A 25691-nucleotide genomic window follows, 5' to 3' on the forward strand; every position below is an offset into this window, starting at 1 on the left:
GCGTCCAGCTTTTTCCACTTTCTAGAGAAAAGGTGAAAGAGATGAAAATGATCATTGGATTAGGAAATCCAGGACCGAAGTATAGCGACACCAAACATAATATTGGGTTCATTGCCCTTGATGAATGGGCGCACCAAAATAAAGCAGCCTTTAATAAATCAAAATTCGATGCTTTCTATGCCGAAGAACGCATCAATGGAGAGAAAGTACTCTTTGTAAAACCGATGACGTATATGAATGATTCCGGCCGTGCCGTCAGACCTTTGATGGATTATTACGGCGTAGAAATAGAAGACATAGTAGTGGTATATGATGATATGGATATGCCACCAGGACGTATTCGCCTTCGTCAAAAAGGGAGTGCCGGTGGCCATAACGGAATCAAAAGTTTGATTCAACACCTCGGCACCCAAGACTTTAACCGCATCCGCATTGGGGTTGGGAGACCGGCACCAAATATGACCGTGGTGCAGCACGTATTGAGCCCCTTTCCAAAAGAAGTGCATGAAGATATGTTGTTCGCAGTTAAAGATAGCGTAACGGCAATCGACGATTTCATCCAAAATGATGACTTTTTAAATACGATGAATAAATTTAATCGCAAGAAATAGGTTCAGCCCTGGCTGAGCCTATTTACGCACTATTAAGGAGTACGATATGAGAGATATAGAAAATTATCTGCAGCAGTCACCGGCCATCAAAAAGATAATTGAACAAATTAGTTATGATGGCAATCAATTGGTAACGGGTATCAGCAGTTCATCACGTAACTTGTTAACATCCATTATTTACCGTAATATCAAAAATCCAATTGTCGTTTGGGCGCCCAATTTATTACAGGCGACCCAAATCTATGAGGATTTAACCCAAATTGCAGAAGATTTACCAGTCTTCCTTTTCCCAGTTGAAGAATCCCTGGCCGTTGAACTCGCTTTTTCATCGCCGGAATTCCGTAGCCAACGGGTGGAGGCCATGCATTTCCTGACAACCGGCCAAAAGGGGATTGTGATTATCCCAACGGCAGGGTTCAAGAAATTATTGTCACCGGTTTCCGTCTGGAAAGACCATAACTTGACGTTCAAAATTGGTGATGAACTGGAGTATGACAAGTTACCTGAAAAATTGGTGGCGATGGGCTATGAACGCAAATCGATGGTTGCTTCACCAGGAGAATTCAGTATTCGCGGTGATATCATCGACATTTACGCCTTGAATGAAGAACAGCCGGTTCGAATTGAGTTATTTGATGCAGAAGTGGATCGCATGGCCTTTTTCGAGCCTTCTACTCAGAAATCATTCGAGAACCCGATTGATGAAGTACTTATTCTGCCAGCGCAAGATTCAGTGTTTCCAGCAGCAACCATCACGAAGCGCAGTCTGGAAATCGAGAAGAATATCAAAAAAGCCATTAAATCTGTGAAAGACGAAAGCGTCCGGGACCGACTATCCACGCATTTTACCGATATGGTGGAGAAACTGGAGCTTGGTGATTTACCGGAAAACCCACGTATGTATACATCCCTCCTTTATCAAGAAGAAACAACCATTATGGATTATATTCCTGAAAATGCTTTGTTGATTATGGATGAGTACGGGCGTACTTTGGAATCAGATAAGAATCAAGATATGGAAGCAGCCGATTGGCAAGCCGCTAAACAATATGAAGGAACCATTCTACCCAAACAAAAAATGACAGTAGAAGTACGTGAAGTCGTTAAGAAGAGTAACCACAACAAAATATTTTATTCTTTGTTTCAAAAGGGACTGGGTAATATTCGTTTTACGGATATTCATAACTTGCAGTACCGCGGGATTGTTCAATTCTTTAGTCAAATGAATATGGTTAAAATCGAAATGGAACGTTGGTTGCGGCAGGACATGACAATTTTCACGATTGTTCCCGATCAGGAACGCGCGGAAAAAGTACACCAGACTTTTGCCGATTTCCAAATCGATAGCGTCATTAAAGGACATGATGCCGTTACACCGGGACATGTGAATATCGTTGTCGGTGCCATGGCAAGCGGATTTGAAATGCCGATGGAAAAAGTGGTCTTTATTACAGAAAAAGAATTGTTCAATAAAACAAAGAAAAAACAACCGCGTCGTCAAAAAATGACCAATGCGGAACGTTTGAAGAGTTATACCGAATTATCGCCGGGCGACTACGTCGTACACGTTAACCATGGTATTGGGAAATATACTGGGATGGAAACCATTGTTGTGGATGGGGCCCATCAGGATTACATCTCTATCGTCTACCAGGACGGTGCGAAATTATTCATCCCGGTTACGCAACTGCACTTGGTACAGAAATATGTTTCATCAGAATCCAAAACACCTAAAATCAATAAATTAGGTGGAACAGAGTGGGCGAAGACCAAGAATAAAGTTGCTTCCAAAGTAGAAGATATCGCAGATGAACTGATTGAATTGTATGCGAAACGTGAATCTGAAAAAGGTTATGCTTATCCGCCTGATACCCCGGATCAAATCGATTTTGAAAACCGCTTCCCTTTCACGGAAACCGAAGACCAACTGCGTAGTACGCAGGAAATCAAGGCCGACATGGAAAAAGCGAAACCGATGGATCGTCTCTTGGTTGGTGATGTGGGCTATGGAAAAACAGAAGTAGCGATGCGGGCAATTTTTAAAGCCGTGATCGAAGGCAAACAAGCGGCTTTTCTGGTGCCAACAACCATTCTGGCACAGCAGCACTATGAATCGCTGATGCAGCGGTTCGATGAGTTGCCATTCGAAATTGGCTTGTTGAGTCGTTTCCGAACAAAGAAACAGCAAGAAGAAACCATTAATGGCCTGCGTAAAGGTAGCGTGGATATAGTGGTCGGAACGCACCGTATGTTATCAAAAGACGTGCAGTTTTTGGATTTGGGGCTCTTGGTTGTCGATGAAGAGCAGCGGTTCGGTGTGAAGCACAAAGAGTCATTGAAGAAATTAAAAGCTTCCGTCGATGTGTTGACCTTGACGGCTACACCAATTCCCAGGACTTTGCATATGTCAATGCTGGGTGTCCGCGATTTATCCGTTATCGAAACGCCACCGGCTAACCGTTATCCGGTTCAAACCTACGTCATGGAACAAAATACGGGTGCCATCAAGGATGGCATCGAACGGGAAATGGCACGTGGTGGGCAAACATTCTATGTTTATAACCGGGTTGAAACCATCGAACGTAAAGCGGATGAAATTCGCATGTTGGTCCCGGATGCCCGGGTAGGCATCGCACATGGCCAAATGACTGAAGTCCAATTGGAAAATATCATGATGGATTTCGTGGAAGGTAACTATGATGTCCTTGTGACAACAACGATTATTGAAACGGGTGTAGACATCCCTAATGCCAATACCCTCTTCATAGAGAATTCCGATTACATGGGTCTGTCCCAATTGTATCAATTAAGAGGACGGGTGGGGCGTACGAATCGGATTGCCTATGCGTACTTCATGTATCAACCGAACAAAACCTTGAGTGAAGTGAGTGAAAAGCGTCTGAAAGCCGTCAAAGATTTTACGGAACTCGGTTCTGGGTTCAAAATTGCCATGCGTGACTTGGCAATTCGTGGGGCTGGAAATTTATTGGGGGCCCAACAACACGGCTTCATCGACTCAGTCGGTTTCGATTTGTACTCTGAAATGCTGAGCGAAGCAGTTGAACGTAAACGCGGGGTTGGAACAAAACGGAAACGAATCACTGTCGAGATAGATTTGGGAGTGGATGCTTACATTCCAAACACCTATGTATCAGATGAAAAACAAAAAATTGATTTATATAAACGTATCCAGCAAATTTCCGGTGAAGATAATTACTTCGATATTCTCGATGACTTCCGGGATCGGTTCGGGGAACCACCTGTTGAAGTCACGCAGCTTGCACAAGTGGGTCTGATTAAACATTTTGCCGAACTTGCACAAGTGGAGTCCATTAAGCGTCAAGATGAAGCAGTTGTGGTGACGATGAATGATGCAGCGACAGAACGTCTGCAAGGAGCAGCTATTTTTGAAGCATTGAGCAGTATGCCGTTACGTGCGCAAGTGAACATGAAAAAAGGCAAGTTGGCCATCTCATTGCAAATCCGGAAGTTGGAACCGCAAGCATGGATGGATTACGTTAAATTGTTCCTGGAAGCATGTGAAGACAAAAAGGTAGCTGCCGATGAAAAATGAACAACTTAAAACAATGATGAATGGGGCAGTGCTCCTTTCGATTGCCTCTTTGATTGCCAAGGTATTAAGTGCGGTTTATCGCGTGCCTTTTCAAAACATGGTGGGAAATACGGGACTATACGTGTATCAACAGATCTATCCGATTTATGGAATCGGCATGACGTTTGCCTTGTCCGGTTTCCCGGTTTTCTTTTCAAAAACGATTGCCCAGGCTGGCTCCGAAGAGGAGCACCGCCGTCTTATCCGAAACAGTGTGCTGATCCTTACGCTTTTTTCCTTGGTTTTGTTTGCGGGCATTTACGGATTTGCTGGAACAATCGCACAAGCGATGGGAGATGCAGCCTTGATGCCGATCATTAGGGCAGTATCCTGGATGTTCCTCTTCATGCCTGTTTTGGCGACGTTACGGGGTTATTTTCAAGGTACTTACCGGATGCAACCCACCGCTGTTTCACAAGTAGCGGAACAACTGATTCGGGTAGGAATCATTCTCTTGGCGGCGTGGCTATTTACAAAAAACGGCAATAATATGTACGCAATGGGTGCCCAAGCTATGAGTGGCGCAACATGGGGTGCCGTGATGGCGACAGGGATACTGCTGGTTTATTTAAGAAAAAAAGCTGTTCCGCTTTCCCCTTCTTCAAAAGAATTAACACCTTTATCGTTTAAAGAATTGGCGTATCGTTATGCGACGGAAGGAATCACAATCTGTCTGTTGACCTCAATGCTGGTTTTGTTTCAGTTGGTTGATTCCTTTACGCTTTATAAAGGGTTGGTAGAAAACGGGATAGCCGCCGATGCGGCCAAATCCTTGAAAGGTATTTATGACCGCGGCCAGCCATTAGTTCAGTTGGGAATGGTAGTGGGGGCCGGCTTTTCAGCGGGATTCATTCCTCTGATGAGTCGTTCGCACGCCATGGGCCAAATGGAATCTTTTCATCGTGCCGCTAAATCACTCATACGGATGACAGCTGCTTTTTCATTTGCGGCTGTGGCGGGATTGTTGGCTATTTTGCCGGAAGTGAACCAAATGTTGTTTGGCGATAGTAGTGGGAACACCGTTCTATCGGTCTATATTATTGCGATTGCGGTGGCTTCAATCATGATGGCATACCACTCCATTTTTCAAAGTTTTAACCAATATGCTTTAACATTGGTAGCATTGGCCCTTGGTTTAAGCGTTAAATTTATTGCCAATACCATCTTCGTCCCTTGGTGGGATACACTTGGAGCAAGTGTGGCTACAATAGCGGGCTTATTGGCGATGGTGATATTCATGAACGTGCAATTGCCTTTGCCATTAAGAAACGTTTGGAAAAGAGATCGTTTCCTGGTGAAATTAATGGGGGGTGCCGGCATTTTATACATTGGCGCGACGGTTACCAAGCATCTTTTGTGGCTATTGTTGGAACCAGGCAGGACAAATGCAACGGTAGTGGCTTTGGTGACAGTTGGAGTAGGCGTTATATTATTTTTTATTTACATTGTCCGTTTCCAACTTTTTACAACCCGAGAATGGTTGTCCATTCCTTATGGTAAGAAATTAATGAAAAAATTAGTAAATAAAAGGGGTACTTCAGATGGGAAAGATAAAAATTGATGACTTGATTGACGCGTTTCAGATTAATCCCTCAGAAGGACTTCAAGTGATTAGCGGGGAGGAGCTTGATGCAGACCGGCTTGACTTGGGAAGCCACCTCGTGATTATGCACATAAAAGGCGAATTCACGGCCAGTGAAGTGAAGCTTAAGTTGATGGAAAAGTATCCAGACGAGCATAACGTGACCGTTACATCCGGGAATAATGCTACTATTAAGCATATGTCCCTATTTGAAATGGACCAAATGGAAAAGATGGCGTCTGAATTTTATCTCTATGTCCACCCTTTGGAGTTGGATGCAAGAACGAGAAGCTTTGCAACGACCCAATATTATATGGATGCGATTCAAGATGGCGATATGTGGGTACAAGAACAAACCCATGAGAGTTTGATGCCGTACTTGCGGGAAGAAAGCGAAGAAGTAGCAGAAGCAATCGCGAATAAGGATGTCGAAAACCTCATAGAAGAATTAGGGGACGTTTTGCTCCAGGTCATCTACCATGCCGGGCATGCTGAGCAAGAAGGCTATTTTAACCTGGAAGATATACTGGAAACACTCAACCTTAAGCTTCGCCGTCGCCATCCCCATGTTTTCGACGGTTATCCAGTCGAAACGATTGAAGATATCGATGCCATGTGGCAAAAAATCAAGAAGCAGGAAAAGGAGAATAACAATGAGACTTGATAAATTTTTGAAAGTATCCCGTATCATTAAACGTCGTACGGTTGCAAAAGAAGTGAGTGATAAAGGTCGTATTTCCATTAACGGTCGTCAAGCGAAATCAAGTACAGACGTAAAAGTCGGTGATGAAATGACGATTCAATTCGGAAATAAAACACTGGTCGTCAGCATTGATAAAATCGTCGACACCACTAAAAAAGATGAAGCACAAGAGATGTATACCATCATCAGTGAGACTGCAGTCAAACCTGAAGAAGATTGAATAGGAACATTATAAAAAAATTGCGAAATGAAGCGTGACTTTCTCCCAGTTTTCTTCTATACTTAAAACAGTATACGGTCAGCTTGGAGGGATCATACCATGCTAGGAAACAGGAAAAAGAATGAACCGATACAACAAAACATTACGCAAATTTATAATGACTATACGCTTGAAAAAAGTTTAGAGAAACAACAGACAACCTTACAATCCAAAAAAGCCAGAAGAAGAAAAACTGGTTTGGCCATTTTTGCAGCGGGATTATTACTACCATTGGGCTATAACTTGATGGGTAATATTGAACATATTCGCGAAGTGGAAGATCAAATTGCAGTTGCTAAAAAAGAAAAAAAAGCATTGGAAAAAGAAAACCAAAGCTTGAATGTCCAGGTGGGGCTGTTGCAGGATGATGAATACGTTGCTAAATTAGCACGTAGTCGCTATTATTTCAGTAAAGACAATGAAATCATCTTTAGTTTGCCTGAAGACAACCAAAGCAAGGCAGCAAGCCAAGTTGAAGGCGAAAACTGATTTCGCAACTACTATTTAAAGAAGTAACATGCTATAATAAGCATACAAAAATCTAAGGAGGAACACTTTTTTTATGTCAATTGAGGTTGGTACGATTGTAGCAGGGAAAGTAACTGGTATTACAAATTTTGGAGCATTCATCGATTTAGGAGATAGAAAGACAGGACTTGTCCATATCAGTGAAATTTCCGATAGCTACATAAAGGATATTAATGATGTCCTAAGTGTTGGAGATGAAGTAAACGTTAAAGTGTTAACTATTGCACCAGATGGAAAGATTGGATTATCAATTCGCAAGGCGCAAGAAAATACAGAAGAAGGTTCTCAACCACAACGTGAACACAAACCAGCTCCACGCAGCACGTCATCTTATAACAAACCAAGAGAAGACCGTCCTTCATACAATAAAGGAAGAGACTACCGTGATCGTGCACCACAGGCCAAAGAACCTAAAAAAGAAGGCTTTGATTCTTTAATGAGCGCCTTTTTGAAAGAGAGCGACGATCGCTTGACTTCATTGAAACGCAACACTGAAGGTAAACGTGGCGGACGTGGCGGTAGACGTAACTAATTAAGTCTATAACAAGAGGATGAACGAGGGTGAAAGCCTATTTGTTCCGCCTCTTTTTTCTTTTTCAGTAACTGACGAAAGGAAGGTGGGCAGGATGACTCTTACGCAAGTACTTCGAACAGCCAATGCTTTCCATGGTTATTGGCAAGCAGGGGACCAAGTATTGTTGGCTGTTTCCGGTGGTGTGGATTCAATGGCCTTGCTGCATGCCATGCAACAGTTACCATTTAATGAAAGACCGGAAATGACCGTGCTCCATATCCACCATCACTTGCGGACGGAAGCGGAAAAAGATTATCAACTGGTGCACAATTATTGTGAAGAACACCATTTGAAACTTGAAGTCAAACACTGGACTGAGCATCCCGAAAGTAACATCGAAGCAGCAGCGCGGGCATTCCGTTATGAGTTTTTCAAAGAACAAATGGCAACCACAAACAGCAAACTCCTTTTAACCGCACATCATGCGGACGACCAGATGGAAACCATTTTGATGCGACTGGCAAGAGGAAGTACCTTACCGGGCTATGCGGGCATTCAAAGAATTCGTTCTTTTGCGACTGGTCATTTGGTAAGACCTTTACTTGCCTTTGAGAAAAAGGAACTGTATGCGTACTGTGCGGAACATGCGGTTCCATTCCGGGAGGATGAGAGCAATTTCAGCTCGGACTATACCCGCAACCGCTTCCGTAATACCATCGTCCCTTTGTTGAAGCAGGAGAATGAACAGGCTGCGCGCCACTTTGGTGAATTTTCGGATGAATTATCGGATTTACTGAGCGTTGCAACACCAGTTATAAAAGAAGCATCTAAACAACTTTTTCAGAAAAACGGAAAGGATTGGGTGTTATCCATCCAGGCATTCCTTGAGCAACCACCAGCAATGCAGCGCTTGGTTCTCAGTTATTTTTTGACCAATGTGTGGGAAGCGACGACACAACGGCAACATACCCAGCAACTCCTGGATTTGATGGTGGCAGGAAAACCACAAGCGGAAATCGCACTTATTGGTGGTACTGTTCAGAGACGCTATGATTTAATCACTTTTAAATTGACTGAAACGGCTAAATTAAACAAATTACAATTTAATCAAGAATTGGAACTAAATAAATGGTTAGAATTACCATTTAATGGTAAAATAGGTTTGTTTTTATCTTCTACATATGCGTCGGAAAATGGAACCATCGCACGACTAAAAGCAGAAGAAGTGGTACTTCCCTTGATCGTTCGAAATTGGCAGCATGGGGACGCCATTCAACTAAACAAAAAACAGCCTTTTACAAAAAAAATAGCCAGAATTTTCATCGATAACAAAATTCCGAACGAAGATAGGGACCAAGCGTGGGTAGTAACTGATTATAGCGGTAAGATTTTACTCGTACCCGGTTACGCCACCTCAATTTGGCTCCATGAAATCGGCGATTACGACTTAAAAAAATAAATATAAACGAGGTGCGACATGATACATCCAGATATTAAAGAAGTATTATACACAGAAGAAGAAATTGCCAAGGTAACGAAAGAATTAGGGAAGACTTTAACAGAGGAATACAAAGATAAGTACCCTTTGGTTATTGGTATTTTAAAAGGTGCCGTCATGTTCATGACTGATTTGTCCCGTGCGATGGAATGCGATTTGGAATTGGACTTTATGGACGTTACCAGCTACGGTGCAGAAATGGAATCCAGTGGTGATGTTAAAATCATCAAGGATTTGGATACTTCCGTTGAAGGCCGCGATGTTTTGATCGTGGAAGACATTATCGATACTGGCCGTACATTGAGTTATTTAATTGATATTTTCCGTTATCGTAAAGCAAAATCCATTAAAATCGTAACGCTTTTGGACAAGAAAGAGCGCCGTGCTGTTGATTTAGAAGCGGATTGGGTAGGGATTCATGTGCCAAATGAGTTTGTAGTTGGCTACGGTTTGGATTATATCGAAAGATTCAGAAACCTTCCTTATGTAGGTGTATTAAAAGAAGAAGTTTACAAGTAAAATCGATAGTTAAAATAGGTCAGTTATGATATGATGACCTAGATACATTTATAAAGAAATTGAATGATTACAGAAAATTAGATATACGCCTGCTAGGCATAGTATCTGCAAGGAGGGTCAAATGAAAAAAAACAGTAATTTTTTCAAAAGTAGTGGCTTTTGGATTCTAATCTTCCTGGCAGTCATCGGTGTTGTCACAATGATGACCAGAGGTGTCGGGAACCAGACGAACCAAGCAGTCACATCATCGGAATTTATCCGTGATTTAGAAAATGAAGAAATCAAGGACTTCACGATGCAACCAGGTGCCGGTGTTTGGGATATCGTCGGTGAGTATCGCGAAGAGCGAGAAGTGACAAGTGAATCAAGTGCAAGTGACTTGATTTTGTTTGATGATACAAACTTGTCCACGACAACATTCCGTACGCGTGTATTACCGAATGATACAACACTTAGCAAAATCGGTGATTTAGCGGAACAAACGGATACTGATCTTACCATTTTGGAACAAGATCAATCTGGAGCTTGGATCAGCCTTTTATTCACAATTCTACCATTGATTATTTTTGTATTCTTTATGTACATGATGATGGGACAAGGTGGTAACCAAGGTGGCGGTGGACGTAATGTCATGAACTTTGGTAAAACGAAGTCTGAAGATATGTCCAAGAAAAATGTTAAAGTTCGTTTTTCTGATGTTGCTGGTGCCGATGAAGAAAAACAAGAACTTGTTGAAGTTGTTGAGTTCTTGAAAGATCCACGTCGTTTTACCGCTTTGGGAGCGCGTATCCCAGCGGGTGTTCTTTTGGAAGGACCTCCAGGAACTGGTAAAACATTGCTTGCTAAAGCAGTAGCTGGTGAAGCTGGCGTACCTTTCTTCTCAATTTCCGGGTCAGAATTTGTGGAAATGTTCGTTGGTGTCGGTGCGAGCCGTGTCCGTGATTTATTCGAAAATGCTAAAAAAGCTGCTCCAGCCATCATCTTTATTGATGAAATTGATGCAGTGGGTCGTCAACGTGGAGCCGGAATGGGCGGGGGTCATGATGAACGTGAACAAACCCTGAACCAATTGTTGGTGGAGATGGATGGTTTCCAAGGAAATGAAGGAATCATCGTTATTGCCGCAACAAACCGTTCTGATGTTCTGGATCCTGCTTTACTTCGTCCTGGCCGTTTTGACCGTCAAATTTTGGTTGGTCGTCCGGATGTTAAGGGCCGTGAAGCAATACTTAAAGTTCATGCACGTAACAAACCACTAGCAAATGATGTTGATTTGAAAATTGTTGCGCAACAGACACCTGGTTTCTCAGGTGCGGATTTGGAAAACTTGTTGAACGAATCTGCTCTAGTAGCTGCTCGTCGCAACAAAGTGAAAATCGATGCGTTGGATATTGACGAAGCGCATGACCGCGTTATTGCTGGTCCTGCCAAGAAAGACAAAGTCATCAGCAAACGTGAACGTGAGATGGTAGCCTACCATGAAGCGGGTCATACGGTTGTTGGGATGGTCTTGAGCGATGCTCGTACTGTGCATAAGGTTACGATTGTTCCTCGTGGTCGTGCTGGTGGTTATGCCATCATGCTTCCTAAAGAAGACCGTTTCTTAATGACGAAAGAAGAACTGTTTGAACAAGTTGTTGGGTTACTCGGTGGGCGTTTGGCAGAGGAGATTGTTTTCAATGCACAAACAACTGGAGCAAGTAATGACTTCCAACAAGCTACAGCCCTAGTTCGCAGCATGGTAACGGAATATGGAATGAGCGATAAATTAGGTACGGTCCAATATGAAGGCAATAGCCAAGTATTCGTTGGGCGTGATTATGGTTCCAAACGTGCTTACTCAGAAGATATCGCCTACCAAATCGATTCAGAAGTACGCCGTATCATGGGTGAGGCACACGATAAAGCACGTGAACTTATTACTGAACACCGTTCACAACTGAATCTGATTGCTGAAAAACTGCTGGAGCTTGAAACATTGGATGAGAAAACAATCAAGAGTCTTTTTGAAACAGGCGAAATGCCTGCTAAAAACAGCAGTGAAGAATACCCAAGTGAAACAGCAGCATCTTTTGAAGAGACGAAACGTCAACGTGAAAAGAAAGAAGCTGAAAGAGCTGAACACCAAGAAGAAGTGGCTGAAAAACGTGAAGAATTAAGTGAAGAAGCAACTCCTGAGGAAGAAGCAAATTCAGAAGAAAAATAAAAAAGTTGAGAGTGGGAAAAAGGCGTTTAGCCCCGGATCACTGGAGCGAATAATGCTCAGATGGTCGCAGACCATCTGAGCATTATTCGTGAAGTGACGCCGGGGCTGCCTTTTGAGCACGTTTACGAAGCAAATATTCGGTTAAATAGAGGGGGCTGGGAGTTATTTCCCAGCTCCATTTATTTTTGAATCGAGCGGATATGTTTTTTATTTGTTCGGCCTATAGTAAAATAAATATAGAATCGCAATTTTGGAGGTATATAATGTCGGATTATTTAATTAAAGGATTGGCTTACGAAGGTCAATTCCGGGTTTACGCTCTTGACGCAACAGAAACGGTTGCCGAAGCGCAGAGACGCCATGATACGTGGAGTGCATCTTCAGCAGCATTAGGAAGAACAATGGTCGGCTCACTGTTGGTTGCAACAACAGGTTTGAAAGGCGATCAAAAAATGACGGTAATTATTAATGGGAATGGTTTGGGTGGTCGGATCATTGCCGATGCAAATGGTAGTGGTAATGTAAAAGCCTACATCCAAAATCCTCATGTTAGCCTTCCGTTGAACGAAAATGGTAAATTGGATGTACGCGCAGTAGTGGGTACAGAAGGTACGATGACCGTTATCAAAGACTTAGGATTAAAAGAACCTTTCTCTGGCCAAGTACCGATTGTGAGTGGTGAACTTGGTGAAGATTTCACCTATTATATGGCGAACTCGGAACAGATTCCTTCAGCAGTGGGGTTGAGTGTGCTGGTTGATACGGATGATTCCATTAAAGTGGCAGGAGGATTCATGATTCAAGTAATGCCGGATGCATCAGACCAAGCCATTGCATCCATTGAGAAAAACCTTGCTGATTTGCCGCTTGTTTCCCGTTTAATGGAAAAAGGTGCTAAGCCTGAAGACATCCTACACCGTATTGTAGGGGAAGAAAATGTCCATTTCATTGAAAAGATGCCAGTACAATTTAAATGCGATTGCTCACACGAGCGCTTCAAAAATGGCCTTGCTGCGATTGGTAAAGAGGAATTGCAGGTTATTATCGAAGAAGATCATGGTGCAGAAGTTGTTTGTCAATTCTGCGAAACGAAATACAATTATTCTGAAGAAGAGTTGACTGAATTACTGAACGCAAATTAGTAAGGAGGAATTCGGATGGCAGTGATTATCAAGTCTTTGACGTCACAAATTGGCGAAACACCACTTATTCAACTGAAATCGGTTGTACCACAAGGAGCAGCTACTATTTATTTGAAACTGGAGTCCCAAAACCCTGCAGGCAGTTCCAAAGATCGCGTGATGTTGAATTTATTGGAAATAGCTGAAGAAGCAGGGGCAATAGGTCCAGATTCTACTATTGTGGACGCGGTTGATCAGCATGCTGCTATTTCCTTGGCCATGTTGGCTACAACAAAAGGATACCGCAGTATCTTGGTCACGCCGGAAGGATTGAGTCCCGCTATTGAAGCCATCGTCATGAAGTATGGTTCCGAACTTCTGTACACACCCGCTACAGAAGGGATGTCAGGGGCAATCAAAAAAGCTGAAGAAATTGCCAAGAACGAAAATTACTATTATCTAGCTCAGTTTACCAACCAAGGGAATCCGTCGATGCATGAAGCTACCACGGGACCTGAAATTATTGACGCTTTAGGTGCAAAATCGGTGGATGCTTTCGTTGCATCCGTTGGAACCGGCGGCACGTTGACAGGAGTAGGGCGGGCTCTACGTACAGAAAATCCAAATGTGGAAATTTTCGCTGTTGAACCAGAAGAGTCCCAATCACTGAGTGGCGGGGTAGAAGGTGAACATACACTTGTAGGTATGGGGTATGGCTTTATTCCGCCACTATTGGAGTTAACACTTTATAACGGCGTGATTCGCATCAAAGCGGATGAAGCCCACGAGATTGTTGAACGATTGGCCCGAGAAGAAGGGTTGTTGGTTAGTGATGCTACCGGAGCTGCTATTGCAGGTGCCATAGAGATTGCCAAACGACTTGGTCGAGGAAAGACGGTTGTAGCAATTTAAGGAATAGACGGTAAGATGTCGATGGATCAGATTGATTCATCGACATTTTTTCAGTAAAACGGTGATTCACCAAAAAGAATGATGATAATTTTGCCAGACATCTTGCAATTTGAATCATTTCTTGGCAATATAGATTAGACAGAAAACGAAAGTTAGAACGGAGTGACCTTTTTGAGTCAAGAAAAAAATCTCGAAGAAATGAATGACCAATTAATCATCCGCCGTGAAAAAATGCAAAATTTGCGTGAACAAGGGAACGAACCTTTCAGCAATGGTTTCAAACGGACACACTTGTCCCAAGAATTGCATGACACATACGATGGTTTATCAAAAGAAGAAATCGAAGAACAAGACGTGGAAGTGGCTATCGCAGGCCGTATCGTTACAAAACGTGGAAAAGGAAAAGTTGGTTTTGCTCATCTTCAAGATAGCCAAGGCCGCATCCAAATCTATGTCCGTAAAGATACAGTCGGTGAAGCGGACTATGACGTGTTTGACCACGCCGACCTAGGCGATATTGTTGGGGTAGTAGGTCAAGTAATGAAGACAAATACGGGTGAAGTAACTGTTAAACCAACTAAATTTGTTCATTTGACTAAAGCACTGCGTCCACTACCAGATAAATTCCACGGTTTAACAAACGTGGAACAAAAATACCGTCAACGTTACTTAGACTTAATCAGTAATAAAGACAGTTTTGATCGTTTTGTAACACGTAGCCGTGTCATTTCTGAAATCCGTCACTATCTAGATGACCGTGGATACTTGGAAGTTGAAACACCGGTTCTTCACAACTTGGCAGGTGGAGCAACAGCAAAACCATTTATCACACACCATAACGCTTTGGATATGGAATTGTATATGCGTATCGCACTGGAATTGCATTTGAAGCGTCTTGTTATCGGTGGGATGGAAAAAGTTTATGAAATCGGCCGCGTTTTCCGTAATGAAGGAATCGATACAACACACAACCCAGAATTTACAATGATTGAAGTGTATACGGCTTACACGGATTATTATGATGTAATGGAATTGGTAGAAGGTTTGTTCGAAGAAGTTACGCAAACCGTTAAAGGAACAACGAGCATCTCTTATGATGGCATTGAACTGAACATGGCAGGACCTTATGCGCGTAAACACATGGTTGACGCAATTAAAGAACAAACAGGTGTAGACTTCTGGCAAGAAATGACTGATGAGGAAGCACGTGCACTTGCCAAAGAACATAATGTTGAAGTAACTGAACATATGACATTTGGCCACGTAGTCAATGAGTTCTTTGAAATGTTTGTAGAAGATACCTTGGTTCAACCAACATTCGTTTACGGACATCCAACTTCTATTTCACCATTGGCACGTAAAAACGAAGAAGATGGTCGTTTCACTGATCGTTTTGAGTTCTTCATTATGGGTAAAGAATATGGAAATGCCTTTACAGAGCTGACAGATCCAATCGACCAACGCGAACGCTTCGAAGCGCAAGCTGTTGAAAAAGAACAAGGAAACGATGAAGCGCATGGCGTGGATGAGGAATTCCTTGAAGCATTGGAACATGGTATGCCACCGACAGGCGGTTTAGGAATTGGTATCGACCGGATGGTTATGCTGTTAACAGACAGCCAATCAATCCGTGACGTTTTACTATTCCCAACTATGCGTAACATTGAAGGCTAATAGTCACCTTAAAAAGACTGTCACGTGAAGTGGCAGTTTTTTTTGTAAAAAAAGTTTCAGGTTTTGTTGACGAACCTATTTTTTCGTGTTATTATTGCAAAGGTGAATTTATGCGCAGTTTCCTGAAAGCAAACTTCAGTCGTGCTGACTGACGGCATCCATTCACACACACTTGTAAAGTCGAATTTCTATTCGATTATTTATTTTTTAACAAAAATGGACCACCTGGATGTGTGGACCAAGAAAAATTATGAATTGAGGAAGGAGGAAAAATAATGCCTACAATTAATCAATTAGTTCGCAAACCTCGTAAATCTGCTATTGAAAAATCTAACTCTCCTGCTTTGGGAAGAGGATATAATAGCTTCAAGAAATCAGCTACTAACACTAACTCACCTCAAAAACGTGGTGTATGTACGCGTGTTGGTACTATGACTCCTAAGAAACCTAACTCGGCTTTGCGTAAATATGCGCGTGTACGTTTGTCAAACCTTCTAGAAGTGACAGCTTACATTCCAGGTATTGGTCACAACTTACAAGAACATAGCGTGGTACTTATCCGCGGTGGACGTGTAAAAGACTTACCAGGGGTTCGTTACCATATCGTTCGTGGTGCTTTGGATACAGCTGGTGTAAACGGTCGTATGCAATCACGTTCTAAATACGGTGCTAAAAAACCTAAAGCAGCAAAAAAATAATCTAAAAACCTAAAAAATTAATATATTCGAGAAAGGAGGAGTCAGTATGCCTCGTAAAGGTCCAGTCGCTAAACGTGAAGTAATGCCAGATCCAATTTACAACTCTAAATTGGTTACTCGCACAATCAACCGCTTGATGGTTGATGGTAAACGTGGAAAAGCAGCTACTATTTTATATAATGCATTTGACATCATCAAAGAATCAACTGGTAATGAACCAATTGAAGTTTATGAACAAGCTATGAAAAACATCATGCCTGTTTTGGAAGTAAAAGCTCGTCGTGTAGGGGGTTCTAACTACCAAGTGCCTGTTGAAGTTCGTCCAGAACGTCGTACAGCTCTAGCACTACGTTGGTTAGTTAACTACTCTCGTCTACGTGGTGAAGATACCATGGAAGAAAGATTAGCTAAAGAAATCATGGATGCAGCAAACAATACAGGTGCTTCAGTTAAGAAACGTGAAGACACACATAAAATGGCAGACGCTAACAGAGCTTTCGCTCACTATCGTTGGTAATATCTACCCATTTCATGTAAAGTATAGTTTGTAAAATACTAACTGAAAGAGGTGTATGAAGCAGATGGGAAAAAGAGAATTCACTCTTGATAAAACAAGAAACATAGGGATTATGGCTCATATTGACGCTGGTAAAACAACGACAACTGAACGTATCCTTTATTACACTGGTAAAATCCATAAAATTGGTGAAACTCACGATGGTGGGGCGCAAATGGACTGGATGGAACAAGAGCAAGAACGTGGTATTACAATTACTTCTGCTGCAACAACAGCACAATGGAGAGACTATCGTGTAAACATCATCGATACTCCTGGTCACGTGGACTTCACGGTTGAAGTAGAACGTTCTCTACGTGTTCTTGATGGTGCAGTAGCATTGTTGGATGCACAATCTGGTGTTGAACCTCAAACTGAAACAGTTTGGCGTCAAGCAACTACATACGGTGTTCCTCGTGTTGTTTTCATTAACAAAATGGACAAAATTGGTGCTGACTTCTTGTACTCAAATGGTACGCTTCATGAACGTCTACAAGCTAATGCTCACCCAATCCAATTACCTATTGGAGCTGAAGATAACTTCACGGGTATCATTGACTTGGTAGAAATGAAAGCTGAAATTTATGACTCTGAAGATGGTACTGATTACCACGAAGAAGACATTCCAGCTGAGTACCAAGAACTAGCTGAAGAATGGAACCTAAAATTGATCGAAGCTGTTGCAGAAACAGACGAAGAATTGATGGAACGTTACCTTGAAGGTGAAGAGATTTCAATTCCTGAGTTAAAAGCTGCAATCCGTAAAGCAACAATCAATGTTGAGTTCTATCCAGTACTATGTGGATCAGCGTTCAAGAACAAAGGTGTTCAACTATTGTTGGATGCTGTTATTGATTACCTACCAGCACCAACTGATGTTGCTGCTATTACAGGTACAATTCCTGATACTGACGAAGAAATTGCTGTTCATTCAGATGATTCAGAGCCGTTTTCAGCTCTAGCATTTAAAGTTATGACAGACCCATTTGTTGGTCGTCTAACATTCTTCCGTGTTTACTCAGGTACATTGCAATCAGGATCTTACATCCGAAATGCTACAAAAGGTAAACGTGAGCGTGTAGGACGTATCCTACAAATGCATGCGAACAGCCGTAGCGAAATCTCCGAAGTATTCTCCGGTGATATCGCAGCAGCAGTTGGTTTGAAAGATACAACAACTGGTGATACATTGTGTGACGAAAAACGCCCAATTATCCTAGAATCAATGGAATTCCCGGAACCAGTTATCGAAGTTGCTATTGAGCCTAAATCAAAAGCTGACCAAGATAAAATGGGTGTCGCTCTACAAAAACTATCTGAAGAAGATCCTACCTTCCGCGCTTCTACAAACGTAGAAACTGGTCAAACAGTTATCGCTGGTATGGGTGAATTGCATTTGGATATCATTGTGGACCGTATGAAACGTGAATTCAAGGTTGAAGCTACAGTTGGCGCACCACAAGTATCTTACCGTGAAGCATTCCGTAAGAGCGTTCAAGCAGAAGGTAAATTCGTTCGTCAATCAGGTGGTAAAGGACAATTCGGACACGTTTGGATTGAATTTTCACCTAACGAAGAAGGCGCTGGCTTTGAATTCGAAAATGCTATCGTTGGTGGGGTTGTTCCTCGTGAATACATTCCAGCAGTTGAAGCAGGTTTGAAAGACTCAATGGAAAACGGTGTTCTTGCTGGTTATCCATTGGTTGACGTTAAGGCTAAACTATATGATGGTTCTTACCATGACGTCGATTCTTCTGAAACAGCATTTAAGGTTGCTGCTTCCCTAGCATTGCGTAACGCTGCTAAGAAAGCTGACCCTGCTATTTTGGAACCAATGATGGCTGTAGAAGTAACAGTTCCTGAAGAATATTTAGGAGATGTTATGGGACACGTAAGTGCACGTCGTGGACGTATCGAAGGTACGGTTGCACGTGGTAACGCACAAATCGTTAAAGGAACTATTCCTTTGTCAGAAATGTTCGGTTACGCAACAACACTTCGTTCCGCTACACAAGGACGTGGAACATTTACAATGACATTTGATCATTATGAAGCTGTTCCTAAAGCTATACAAGAAGAAATTATTGCTAAAAGTGGTAAAAACGCTGAGTAATCATTTCCTTAACTAGTTTGAAATATTGCAATTTTGGGTCGCAATCGGTATACTTTATATTGTTAGGCGACTCTGAAATTGCAGAAGTCTATAAAAAATAAAAACACCCTTTTCGAGGAGGAAATCAATAATGGCAAAAGAAAAATTTGACCGTTCCAAGCCACACGTTAACGTTGGTACTATTGGACACGTTGACCACGGTAAAACAACTCTAACAGCAGCAATCACAACTGTTTTGGCAAAACACTTCGGTGGAGCAGCAGTTGACTACGCTTCAGTAGACAACGCTCCAGAAGAAAGAGAACGTGGAATCACTATCAACACTTCTCACGTAGAATACGAAACAGCTAACCGTCACTACGCTCACGTGGACTGCCCAGGTCACGCGGACTACGTTAAAAACATGATCACTGGTGCTGCTCAAATGGACGGTGCTATCTTGGTAGTATCTGCTGCTGACGGCCCAATGCCACAAACACGCGAGCATATCCTATTGTCTCGTAACGTTGGTGTTCCATACATCGTTGTTTTCTTGAACAAAATGGATATGGTTGACGACGAAGAATTGCTTGAATTGGTAGAAATGGAAGTTCGTGACCTATTGTCAGAATACGACTTCCCTGGTGATGACACTCCAGTTATCGCAGGTTCTGCTTTGAAAGCTCTTGAAGGCGTTGAAGAATACGAACAAAAAATCTTGGACTTGATGGAAGCTGTAGATACTTACATCCCAACTCCAACTCGTGACACTGACAAACCATTCATGATGCCAGTTGAGGACGTATTCTCAATCACTGGTCGTGGTACTGTTGCTACAGGTCGTGTTGAACGTGGACAAATCAAAGTCGGCGATGAAATCGAAATCGTTGGTATTGAAGAAGAAACTATGAAATCAACTGTAACTGGTGTTGAAATGTTCCGTAAATTGTTGGATTACGCTGAAGCTGGCGACAACATTGGTGCATTGCTACGTGGTGTGCAACGTGATGACATCCAACGTGGTCAAGTACTTGCTAAACCAGGTACAATCACACCTCATACTAACTTCACTGCTGAAGTTTATGTATTGTCTAAAGAAGAAGGTGGACGTCACACTCCATTCTTCACTAACTACCGCCCACAATTCTATTTCCGTACAACTGACGTAACTGGTGTTGTTCAATTGCCAGAAGGCGTGGAAATGGTTATGCCTGGGGATAACGTTAAAATGACTGTAGAATTGATTCACCCAATCGCTATTGAAGACGGAACTCGTTTCTCAATTCGTGAAGGTGGACGTACAGTTGGATCCGGCGTTGTTTCTTCAATCGAAGGATAATTCATTCGCTAATTCCAAAAGAAAGCAAAGAGTTCGCTCTTTGCTTTCTTTTTTTGTGCATTTTTCTATGAAAGCGAAAAGGGTAACTAAGTGGTATCGCTTGCAAACGGAGTCGAATACTCGCTATACTAAAAGTGTTCCAGGAGCTTAAACTTTTAATAACCAAGGAGGTAATCTTCATGAGTAAAAGATTAGTAGGAACGTATGTAAGTGTCGACGAAGCGATGAGGGAAGTCGAAAGGCTAAAAGATCAAGGCTATGGACGTGATGATATCGAAGTCGTAGCGGACAAGGCCGTCAGAAATTCGATACCGTTCACTATGGACGCTGAAGTGGTTTCCACCGAAGAAGCTAAAGAAGAGATGAGGGACGATGAGCGTTCCTTCTGGGAAAAATTAAAAGATGCTTTCACTTTTAATGAGTACACAGATGAAGGCTACAGTGATCCAACTATGGAAGATGTCGATGATCCTTTACAAGAATATCGAAACGACTTAGCTGCTGGCAAGGTTGTGGTATTGGTAGAAGATGATGATGGTAGACATATTCCCCCGACTGATCCAATTCTAAAAGACAATGTGCCGACGGATCCACTTATGAGAAATGATAATATGCGAAATGCAACAACACCGGACCTAACGACGAATGATATGAGAACAGATCCTCCGTTAGAAAATGATGATTTCGTAGACCGCGATCCGCGCAATCTTCCATAATGGATGTTAATACTTGCGTCAGGAATTTATTCTTCCTGATGCTTTTTAGATAAAGGGTTATTATTTCATTTTCATTTATTTTTTCGTTACAATAAACTTGTATTAAGTATTTATTAAAATTATTTAAGGAGGAAGAAAGCCATGAATCAATTTACAAATTCATTGGAAGGTATCTGGACATCATTTGTTGCATTTCTCCCGAGTATATTAGGCGCCATTTTGCTACTTGTACTAGCTTGGGTTCTTGCTACTTTAGTAAAAAAAGGTGTTACTAAAGGATTGCACGCCATCAACTTTAATCAGAAATTGATGAAGTGGGGTGTAGTAAATACATCTGATGATGGTGATCGGATGATTGAGTCAATCGGTTTAGTTCTTTATTATCTGATTTGGTTATTCTTTATTCCAGGTATCCTCGCTCGAATCGGACTATCCAACATCGCTGTTCCGATCACGAACATGTTTGATGGCTTCTTGGCATTCTTGCCTAAGCTATTCGCCGCAATTGTCATTTTGGCTATCGGGTACTTTGTTGCTAAGTTCGTTAAAGAACTTGTCCAAAATCTGTTGGAAACAGTCAACATCGACCGTTATTTGAAAAAGTATGTTGAAAAAACAGGTCAAACGTCTGTTGCTGAAGTAGAAAGCAATCGTTTCACGATTGCCCGCGTTTTGGCCAATACAGTATTTGTGGTAATTCTTATACCAGTTATTACAATTGCGCTTGAAACATTGGAAATTAGATCAATTTCCGAACCAATTGTAAATGTCTTAAATCAAGTTTTAGCAGCAATACCTAACGTTCTCGTTGCGATCATCTTATTGATTGCCGGAGGATTAATTGCCAAATTGTTAGGTGATTTACTAGAAGGCCTGTTGGCGAGTTCCGGTATCAATAAGTACTCTAGATATTTATCTAAAAATTCGCCACAGATGCAGTTATCAACAATCATTACGCGCATCGTTCAAACAGTTTTAATGATATTCTTCGTTGTTGAAGCGTTGAACGTTCTGAACCTTGAGATTCTCAATAGAATCGGTATTGCGATCATTGCATATCTACCATCCGTTTTGATTGCCATCGTGATTTTAGGGATTGGAATCTTCGGAGGAAATGCATTATCGTCCTTCATCAAGGATTCAACTGGAAGCCAATTGACTGGTGAAATCGTTAAATACATCGTTTATGTGATGGCAGTTTTCATGACACTTGATCAATTAGAATTTGCATCAAGTATTGTCAACACAGCTTTCCTATTTGTTATCGGTGGTTTGGCAGTCGCTTTCGCTTTAGCATTTGGTTTAGGCGGACGGGACTTTGCTAAACACCAATTGGATCGTTTTGACCGCAAAATCCAAGAAGAAGCAAACAAGATGCCAGGTACAGCAAACAAAACGGAAGCAGAGAAAAAAATGGATCCGTTCCAATAATTGTCACATTTTTACAAAACCCCAACGAAAATGTTGGGGTTTTTCTTTAACTTCATTTTTAAATTTGTTATAGTAAAAACAGATATAGAAAACGCTACCATACTTTATGTGAAGGAGGTTGATGAAATAATGAAGATTCATTTCAGCTTCATGCGAAAGCAGGCAGGTATTTTTCCTGAGGAGAGAAAGAAAACAACCGAAAATAAACCAATTGAAAAAGCAAAAGTTCCTGAGATTTTGATTTTCCCCTTAGCGATGCACATAGGTAAACCAGCAGAACCAATAGTGGAAATCGGGGATAAAGTTAAAATAGGGACACTTTTAGCTAAAGCGCAGGATGGTATTTCCGCACATGTTATTTCTTCTGTTTCTGGTGAGGTTGTTGCGATTTCCACGCGTGAAACGATGCGTGGACCTGGTGAGTGTATAATCATTAAGAATGATTACCAAGACGCTAGAGAAGAAGCTATTAATGTTAGTCAAGATGAACTCACAACTGAGGATAAATTATCTATCATTCAAAAAGCGGGTATAGTGGGGATGGGCGGTGCGACATTTCCTACCCATTTCAAGGCAAAGCCCAATAAAACAAAACCTATTGACACCATCATAATCAATGGAGCGGAATGTGAGATTTATTCTACTAGTGACCATCGTTTAATGATCGAGCATGCGGAAGGCATTGTTGAAGGAGCAAAAATCGTTCAGGATATTATGAGTGCCAAAAATGTATTTATCGCACTGGAAGCTGACACACCTGACTGCGAGACAGCTTTAATCGAAAAAATGAAAAAATATCCGCATATGACTTTAATAGTCCTCCCAACCATGTATCCACAAGGTGCAGAAAAAGTGTTAATAGAAAATATCACCGGTCGGGAGGTTCCATCAGGTGGATTACCAGCAGATGTACGCACGTTCGTTACGAATGTTGCGACAACTAATGCGATTTATGAAGCTGTCCATCTTGGTAAACCGTTGACAGAACGAATTACCACGGTAACAGGTCACTCGCTCCAAATTCCCAAGAACTTAAGAGTACGTATTGGTACACCCATTAACGCTTTGATTGAAGAATGTGGTGGCTTTATTTCACAGCCAGGTAAAATGTTGCACGGTGGTCCGATGATGGGGATAGCATTAAAATCAGCCGAGGTTCCCATCACGAAAGGATCGTCAGTAATTACTTTTCTGGAACCGGAAGAGGCCATCAGGGAGAACCAAACTGATTGTATTCGATGCTCGGAGTGCTTAAATGTTTGCCCTGTTTCTTTACAACCCATACTTATAAATAATGCCTTTGAACGGGGAGACATAGAGGAAGCAGAACGTTTAGGAGCCATGGACTGTATTGAATGTGGCAATTGCTCCTTCATTTGTCCATCCAAGATTCCATTATTGGATAATATCCGTAGTGCAAAGATTGCTATTAAAGCAAGGAATACGGGGTGAGAGAAATGACCACTGTGACAAAAAACGGTTTATCCGAATTAAAGAGAAATCCATCTCCGCATTTATATGTAAGTCGCACCTCGCAATGGATAATGAATCAAGTTCTTATAGCATTGTTGTTCCCACTGGTGGCTGGTGTGTATTTCTTTGGTTGGCGAGTCCTTTTGATGGCTATGGTAGGTATTGCTACTTCAATTCTGGCAGAGTATATTTACCAAAAAGCAACTAACAAAAAGATAACTATCAACGATAATAGTGCAGCCGTAACGGGTTTGTTGATTGCGCTCAGTTTACCGGTCACCGCCCCATTATGGACAATAGTGATAGGGTGTTTGTTTGCAATTATCTTTGTTAAGCAGCTACCAGGTGGTATCGGACGGAATATATTGAATCCGGCTGTTGCTGCAAGGGTAATGTTAAAATTGTTCTTCTCACCCTGGATAACGAACTGGGTGCTGCCTGGACCGGATTTAATTTCAACTGCGACACCATTATCGTTCATAGGGAATTTTAGTAACACGGTTCCAGGGGATGTCCCTGAATTAGGGAAGTTATTTCTGGGGATTGATTTGGGGGGACCGGTAGGGGAGACTTCCAAGTTGATGATAATAATGGGCATGCTATATTTGATAGGTCGCAGAATTATATCACCGTACCTACCGATTATATACATAATGTCATTGGCTACTGTGACTGCGGTTTATGGAGATTTTAGTTTTACATATTTTATGACCCATGTATTGTCAGGAACAGCGATCTTTGCAGCAACATATATGGTAACAGATTATAGTTCGCAACCATTAACTCCTGATGGAAAAATTGTTTTTGCCATAGGTGCGGGTTTGCTAACGGGAATCATCCGTATTGTGTTTAGTTTTCCGGGCGGAGTAGGATTTGCTATTCTGATAATGAATGCTTGCTCGCCACTGATTGATCGTCATCTTGCCCCCCGCATATATGGCCACCGAAGCAGGTTGAAAAATAATACTCCAATTCGTCAAAAAGTGACAAAAGGATAAAGCATAACTTATATAAATAGGAAGAGATTATTTCTAGTGGTAGAAAATAGTCTCTTTTTTGTTGGAAAACTAACAAAATCTGTTACTCGCAAAAAAATAAAAAAATATAGGATTTTTTTCAGAAAATGACTTGCATTTATTTTCAGGAACCTGTATACTAATCAAGTGTGAAATTGCAGAAGCAATAACACATGGGTACCCTGTATAAGGGACCTAGCTAAGAAACGAGAGGTTGCGACACGCCCGGACGCTTTGCCACGGCGGGTGAGGCCGGAAATTTTCGTGGAGCTAGTCTTATGATTTACATTTGACGAAGGAGGGAAATAACATGGCAAAACAAAAGATTCGTATTCGTTTGAAAGCTTACGAGCATCGTGCACTAGATCAATCAGCAGATAAAATCGTGGAAACGGCAAAAAGAACAGGAGCGTCTGTTTCAGGTCCAATTCCATTGCCGACTGAAAGAAACTTGTACACAGTAATTCGTTCACCACATAAATACAAAGATTCTCGTGAACAATTCGAAATGCGTACTCATAAACGTTTGATCGACATCATTAACCCAACAAGCAAAACTGTTGATGCTTTGATGAAATTGGATCTACCATCTGGCGTAGACATCGAAATCAAACTATAATTTATCGTTAA

22 protein-coding genes are annotated in these 25691 nt (G+C 41.8%); all 22 read left to right on the forward strand.

Annotated elements, in window-relative coordinates; genetic code table 11:
- Positions 1–41: 41 nt before the first annotated feature.
- Positions 42–611, forward strand: coding sequence for an aminoacyl-tRNA hydrolase (gene pth / locus ACTVAI_RS03415; protein ID WP_443472422.1), 570 nt, complete (start codon positions 42–44; stop codon positions 609–611).
- A gap of 46 nt (positions 612–657) precedes the next feature.
- Positions 658–4185 carry a transcription-repair coupling factor gene (gene mfd / locus ACTVAI_RS03420; RefSeq protein WP_443485885.1) on the forward strand — a complete coding sequence of 1176 codons (3528 nt, stop codon included), beginning with the start codon at positions 658–660 and terminating at the stop codon, positions 4183–4185.
- Entirely contained in the window at positions 4175–5785 is a 1611-nt protein-coding gene (locus tag ACTVAI_RS03425; protein ID WP_443472420.1) for a putative polysaccharide biosynthesis protein, read from the forward strand. The genes mfd and ACTVAI_RS03425 overlap by 11 nt, the downstream gene beginning before the upstream one ends.
- Positions 5766–6470, forward strand: coding sequence for a MazG nucleotide pyrophosphohydrolase domain-containing protein (locus ACTVAI_RS03430; RefSeq protein WP_443472419.1), 705 nt, complete (start codon positions 5766–5768; stop codon positions 6468–6470). The genes ACTVAI_RS03425 and ACTVAI_RS03430 overlap by 20 nt, the downstream gene beginning before the upstream one ends.
- On the forward strand, positions 6460–6729 hold the full coding sequence (locus ACTVAI_RS03435; protein WP_443472418.1) for an RNA-binding S4 domain-containing protein: 270 nt from the start codon (positions 6460–6462) through the stop codon (positions 6727–6729). The genes ACTVAI_RS03430 and ACTVAI_RS03435 overlap by 11 nt, the downstream gene beginning before the upstream one ends.
- 99 nt (positions 6730–6828) lie before the next feature.
- Positions 6829–7257, forward strand: a complete 429-nt coding sequence (locus tag ACTVAI_RS03440; RefSeq protein WP_443472417.1) for an FtsB family cell division protein — start codon at positions 6829–6831, stop codon at positions 7255–7257.
- 73 nt (positions 7258–7330) lie between these two features.
- Complete coding sequence (locus tag ACTVAI_RS03445) at positions 7331–7828, forward strand: S1 domain-containing RNA-binding protein (RefSeq protein ID WP_443472416.1); 498 nt, start codon at positions 7331–7333, stop codon at positions 7826–7828.
- A gap of 94 nt (positions 7829–7922) precedes the next feature.
- Positions 7923–9269 (forward strand): tRNA lysidine(34) synthetase TilS, encoded by a 1347-nt coding sequence (tilS, locus tag ACTVAI_RS03450; protein ID WP_443472415.1) that lies wholly within the window; start codon positions 7923–7925, stop codon positions 9267–9269.
- Positions 9270–9287: 18 nt separating this feature from the next.
- Positions 9288–9827 (forward strand): hypoxanthine phosphoribosyltransferase, encoded by a 540-nt coding sequence (hpt, locus tag ACTVAI_RS03455; protein WP_443472414.1) that lies wholly within the window; start codon positions 9288–9290, stop codon positions 9825–9827.
- Positions 9828–9948: 121 nt separating this feature from the next.
- Positions 9949–12033 carry an ATP-dependent zinc metalloprotease FtsH gene (gene ftsH / locus ACTVAI_RS03460; protein WP_443472413.1) on the forward strand — a complete coding sequence of 695 codons (2085 nt, stop codon included), beginning with the start codon at positions 9949–9951 and terminating at the stop codon, positions 12031–12033.
- A 263-nt stretch (positions 12034–12296) separates the two neighbouring features.
- Positions 12297–13175, forward strand: coding sequence for an Hsp33 family molecular chaperone HslO (gene hslO, locus ACTVAI_RS03465; protein ID WP_443472412.1), 879 nt, complete (start codon positions 12297–12299; stop codon positions 13173–13175).
- Between the two features lie 15 nt (positions 13176–13190).
- The gene (locus ACTVAI_RS03470) at positions 13191–14066 is read left to right on the forward strand and encodes a PLP-dependent cysteine synthase family protein (RefSeq protein WP_443485886.1); all 876 of its coding nucleotides are present in this window, start codon (positions 13191–13193) and stop codon (positions 14064–14066) included.
- A 198-nt stretch (positions 14067–14264) separates the two neighbouring features.
- Positions 14265–15740 (forward strand): lysine--tRNA ligase, encoded by a 1476-nt coding sequence (gene lysS, locus ACTVAI_RS03475; protein WP_443472810.1) that lies wholly within the window; start codon positions 14265–14267, stop codon positions 15738–15740.
- Between the two features lie 275 nt (positions 15741–16015).
- Positions 16016–16438 (forward strand): 30S ribosomal protein S12, encoded by a 423-nt coding sequence (gene rpsL / locus ACTVAI_RS03480; RefSeq protein WP_443472410.1) that lies wholly within the window; start codon positions 16016–16018, stop codon positions 16436–16438.
- 46 nt (positions 16439–16484) lie between these two features.
- Positions 16485–16955: a 30S ribosomal protein S7 gene (gene rpsG / locus ACTVAI_RS03485; protein WP_443472409.1), complete on the forward strand. Its 471-nt coding sequence runs from the start codon at positions 16485–16487 to the stop codon at positions 16953–16955.
- A 64-nt stretch (positions 16956–17019) separates the two neighbouring features.
- On the forward strand, positions 17020–19107 hold the full coding sequence (gene fusA / locus ACTVAI_RS03490) for an elongation factor G (protein ID WP_443485887.1): 2088 nt from the start codon (positions 17020–17022) through the stop codon (positions 19105–19107).
- A gap of 130 nt (positions 19108–19237) precedes the next feature.
- A complete protein-coding gene (gene tuf, locus ACTVAI_RS03495; protein ID WP_443472407.1) occupies positions 19238–20425 on the forward strand; it encodes an elongation factor Tu in 1188 nt (395 codons plus the stop codon).
- Between the two features lie 179 nt (positions 20426–20604).
- A complete protein-coding gene (locus ACTVAI_RS03500; RefSeq protein ID WP_443485888.1) occupies positions 20605–21141 on the forward strand; it encodes a general stress protein in 537 nt (178 codons plus the stop codon).
- Between the two features lie 141 nt (positions 21142–21282).
- A complete protein-coding gene (locus tag ACTVAI_RS03505; protein WP_443485889.1) occupies positions 21283–22572 on the forward strand; it encodes a mechanosensitive ion channel in 1290 nt (429 codons plus the stop codon).
- A gap of 129 nt (positions 22573–22701) precedes the next feature.
- Positions 22702–24024, forward strand: a complete 1323-nt coding sequence (rsxC, locus tag ACTVAI_RS03510; protein ID WP_443485890.1) for an electron transport complex subunit RsxC — start codon at positions 22702–22704, stop codon at positions 24022–24024.
- 5 nt (positions 24025–24029) lie between these two features.
- Positions 24030–25043 carry an RnfABCDGE type electron transport complex subunit D gene (locus tag ACTVAI_RS03515; RefSeq protein WP_443485891.1) on the forward strand — a complete coding sequence of 338 codons (1014 nt, stop codon included), beginning with the start codon at positions 24030–24032 and terminating at the stop codon, positions 25041–25043.
- A 328-nt stretch (positions 25044–25371) separates the two neighbouring features.
- Entirely contained in the window at positions 25372–25680 is a 309-nt protein-coding gene (gene rpsJ / locus ACTVAI_RS03520; protein ID WP_166063120.1) for a 30S ribosomal protein S10, read from the forward strand.
- Positions 25681–25691: the final 11 nt, after the last annotated feature.

This window comes from Jeotgalibaca sp. A127 (genome assembly GCF_052266745.1).
Taxonomy (GTDB): domain Bacteria; phylum Bacillota; class Bacilli; order Lactobacillales; family Aerococcaceae; genus Jeotgalibaca.

Coding starts and splice junctions, on each gene's coding strand:
- rpsG (WP_443472409.1), top strand. CDS start 16,485: ATGCCTCGTAAAGGTCCAGTCGCTAAACGTGAAGTAATGCCAGATCCA.
- fusA (WP_443485887.1), top strand. CDS start 17,020: ATGGGAAAAAGAGAATTCACTCTTGATAAAACAAGAAACATAGGGATT.
- tuf (WP_443472407.1), top strand. CDS start 19,238: ATGGCAAAAGAAAAATTTGACCGTTCCAAGCCACACGTTAACGTTGGT.
- ACTVAI_RS03515 (WP_443485891.1), top strand. CDS start 24,030: ATGACCACTGTGACAAAAAACGGTTTATCCGAATTAAAGAGAAATCCA.
- ftsH (WP_443472413.1), top strand. CDS start 9,949: ATGAAAAAAAACAGTAATTTTTTCAAAAGTAGTGGCTTTTGGATTCTA.
- pth (WP_443472422.1), top strand. CDS start 42: ATGAAAATGATCATTGGATTAGGAAATCCAGGACCGAAGTATAGCGAC.
- lysS (WP_443472810.1), top strand. CDS start 14,265: ATGAATGACCAATTAATCATCCGCCGTGAAAAAATGCAAAATTTGCGT.
- ACTVAI_RS03500 (WP_443485888.1), top strand. CDS start 20,605: ATGAGTAAAAGATTAGTAGGAACGTATGTAAGTGTCGACGAAGCGATG.
- ACTVAI_RS03425 (WP_443472420.1), top strand. CDS start 4,175: ATGAAAAATGAACAACTTAAAACAATGATGAATGGGGCAGTGCTCCTT.
- rsxC (WP_443485890.1), top strand. CDS start 22,702: ATGAAGATTCATTTCAGCTTCATGCGAAAGCAGGCAGGTATTTTTCCT.
- mfd (WP_443485885.1), top strand. CDS start 658: ATGAGAGATATAGAAAATTATCTGCAGCAGTCACCGGCCATCAAAAAG.
- ACTVAI_RS03470 (WP_443485886.1), top strand. CDS start 13,191: ATGGCAGTGATTATCAAGTCTTTGACGTCACAAATTGGCGAAACACCA.
- ACTVAI_RS03430 (WP_443472419.1), top strand. CDS start 5,766: ATGGGAAAGATAAAAATTGATGACTTGATTGACGCGTTTCAGATTAAT.
- hslO (WP_443472412.1), top strand. CDS start 12,297: ATGTCGGATTATTTAATTAAAGGATTGGCTTACGAAGGTCAATTCCGG.
- ACTVAI_RS03445 (WP_443472416.1), top strand. CDS start 7,331: ATGTCAATTGAGGTTGGTACGATTGTAGCAGGGAAAGTAACTGGTATT.
- tilS (WP_443472415.1), top strand. CDS start 7,923: ATGACTCTTACGCAAGTACTTCGAACAGCCAATGCTTTCCATGGTTAT.
- ACTVAI_RS03435 (WP_443472418.1), top strand. CDS start 6,460: ATGAGACTTGATAAATTTTTGAAAGTATCCCGTATCATTAAACGTCGT.
- rpsJ (WP_166063120.1), top strand. CDS start 25,372: ATGGCAAAACAAAAGATTCGTATTCGTTTGAAAGCTTACGAGCATCGT.
- rpsL (WP_443472410.1), top strand. CDS start 16,016: ATGCCTACAATTAATCAATTAGTTCGCAAACCTCGTAAATCTGCTATT.
- ACTVAI_RS03440 (WP_443472417.1), top strand. CDS start 6,829: ATGCTAGGAAACAGGAAAAAGAATGAACCGATACAACAAAACATTACG.
- ACTVAI_RS03505 (WP_443485889.1), top strand. CDS start 21,283: ATGAATCAATTTACAAATTCATTGGAAGGTATCTGGACATCATTTGTT.
- hpt (WP_443472414.1), top strand. CDS start 9,288: ATGATACATCCAGATATTAAAGAAGTATTATACACAGAAGAAGAAATT.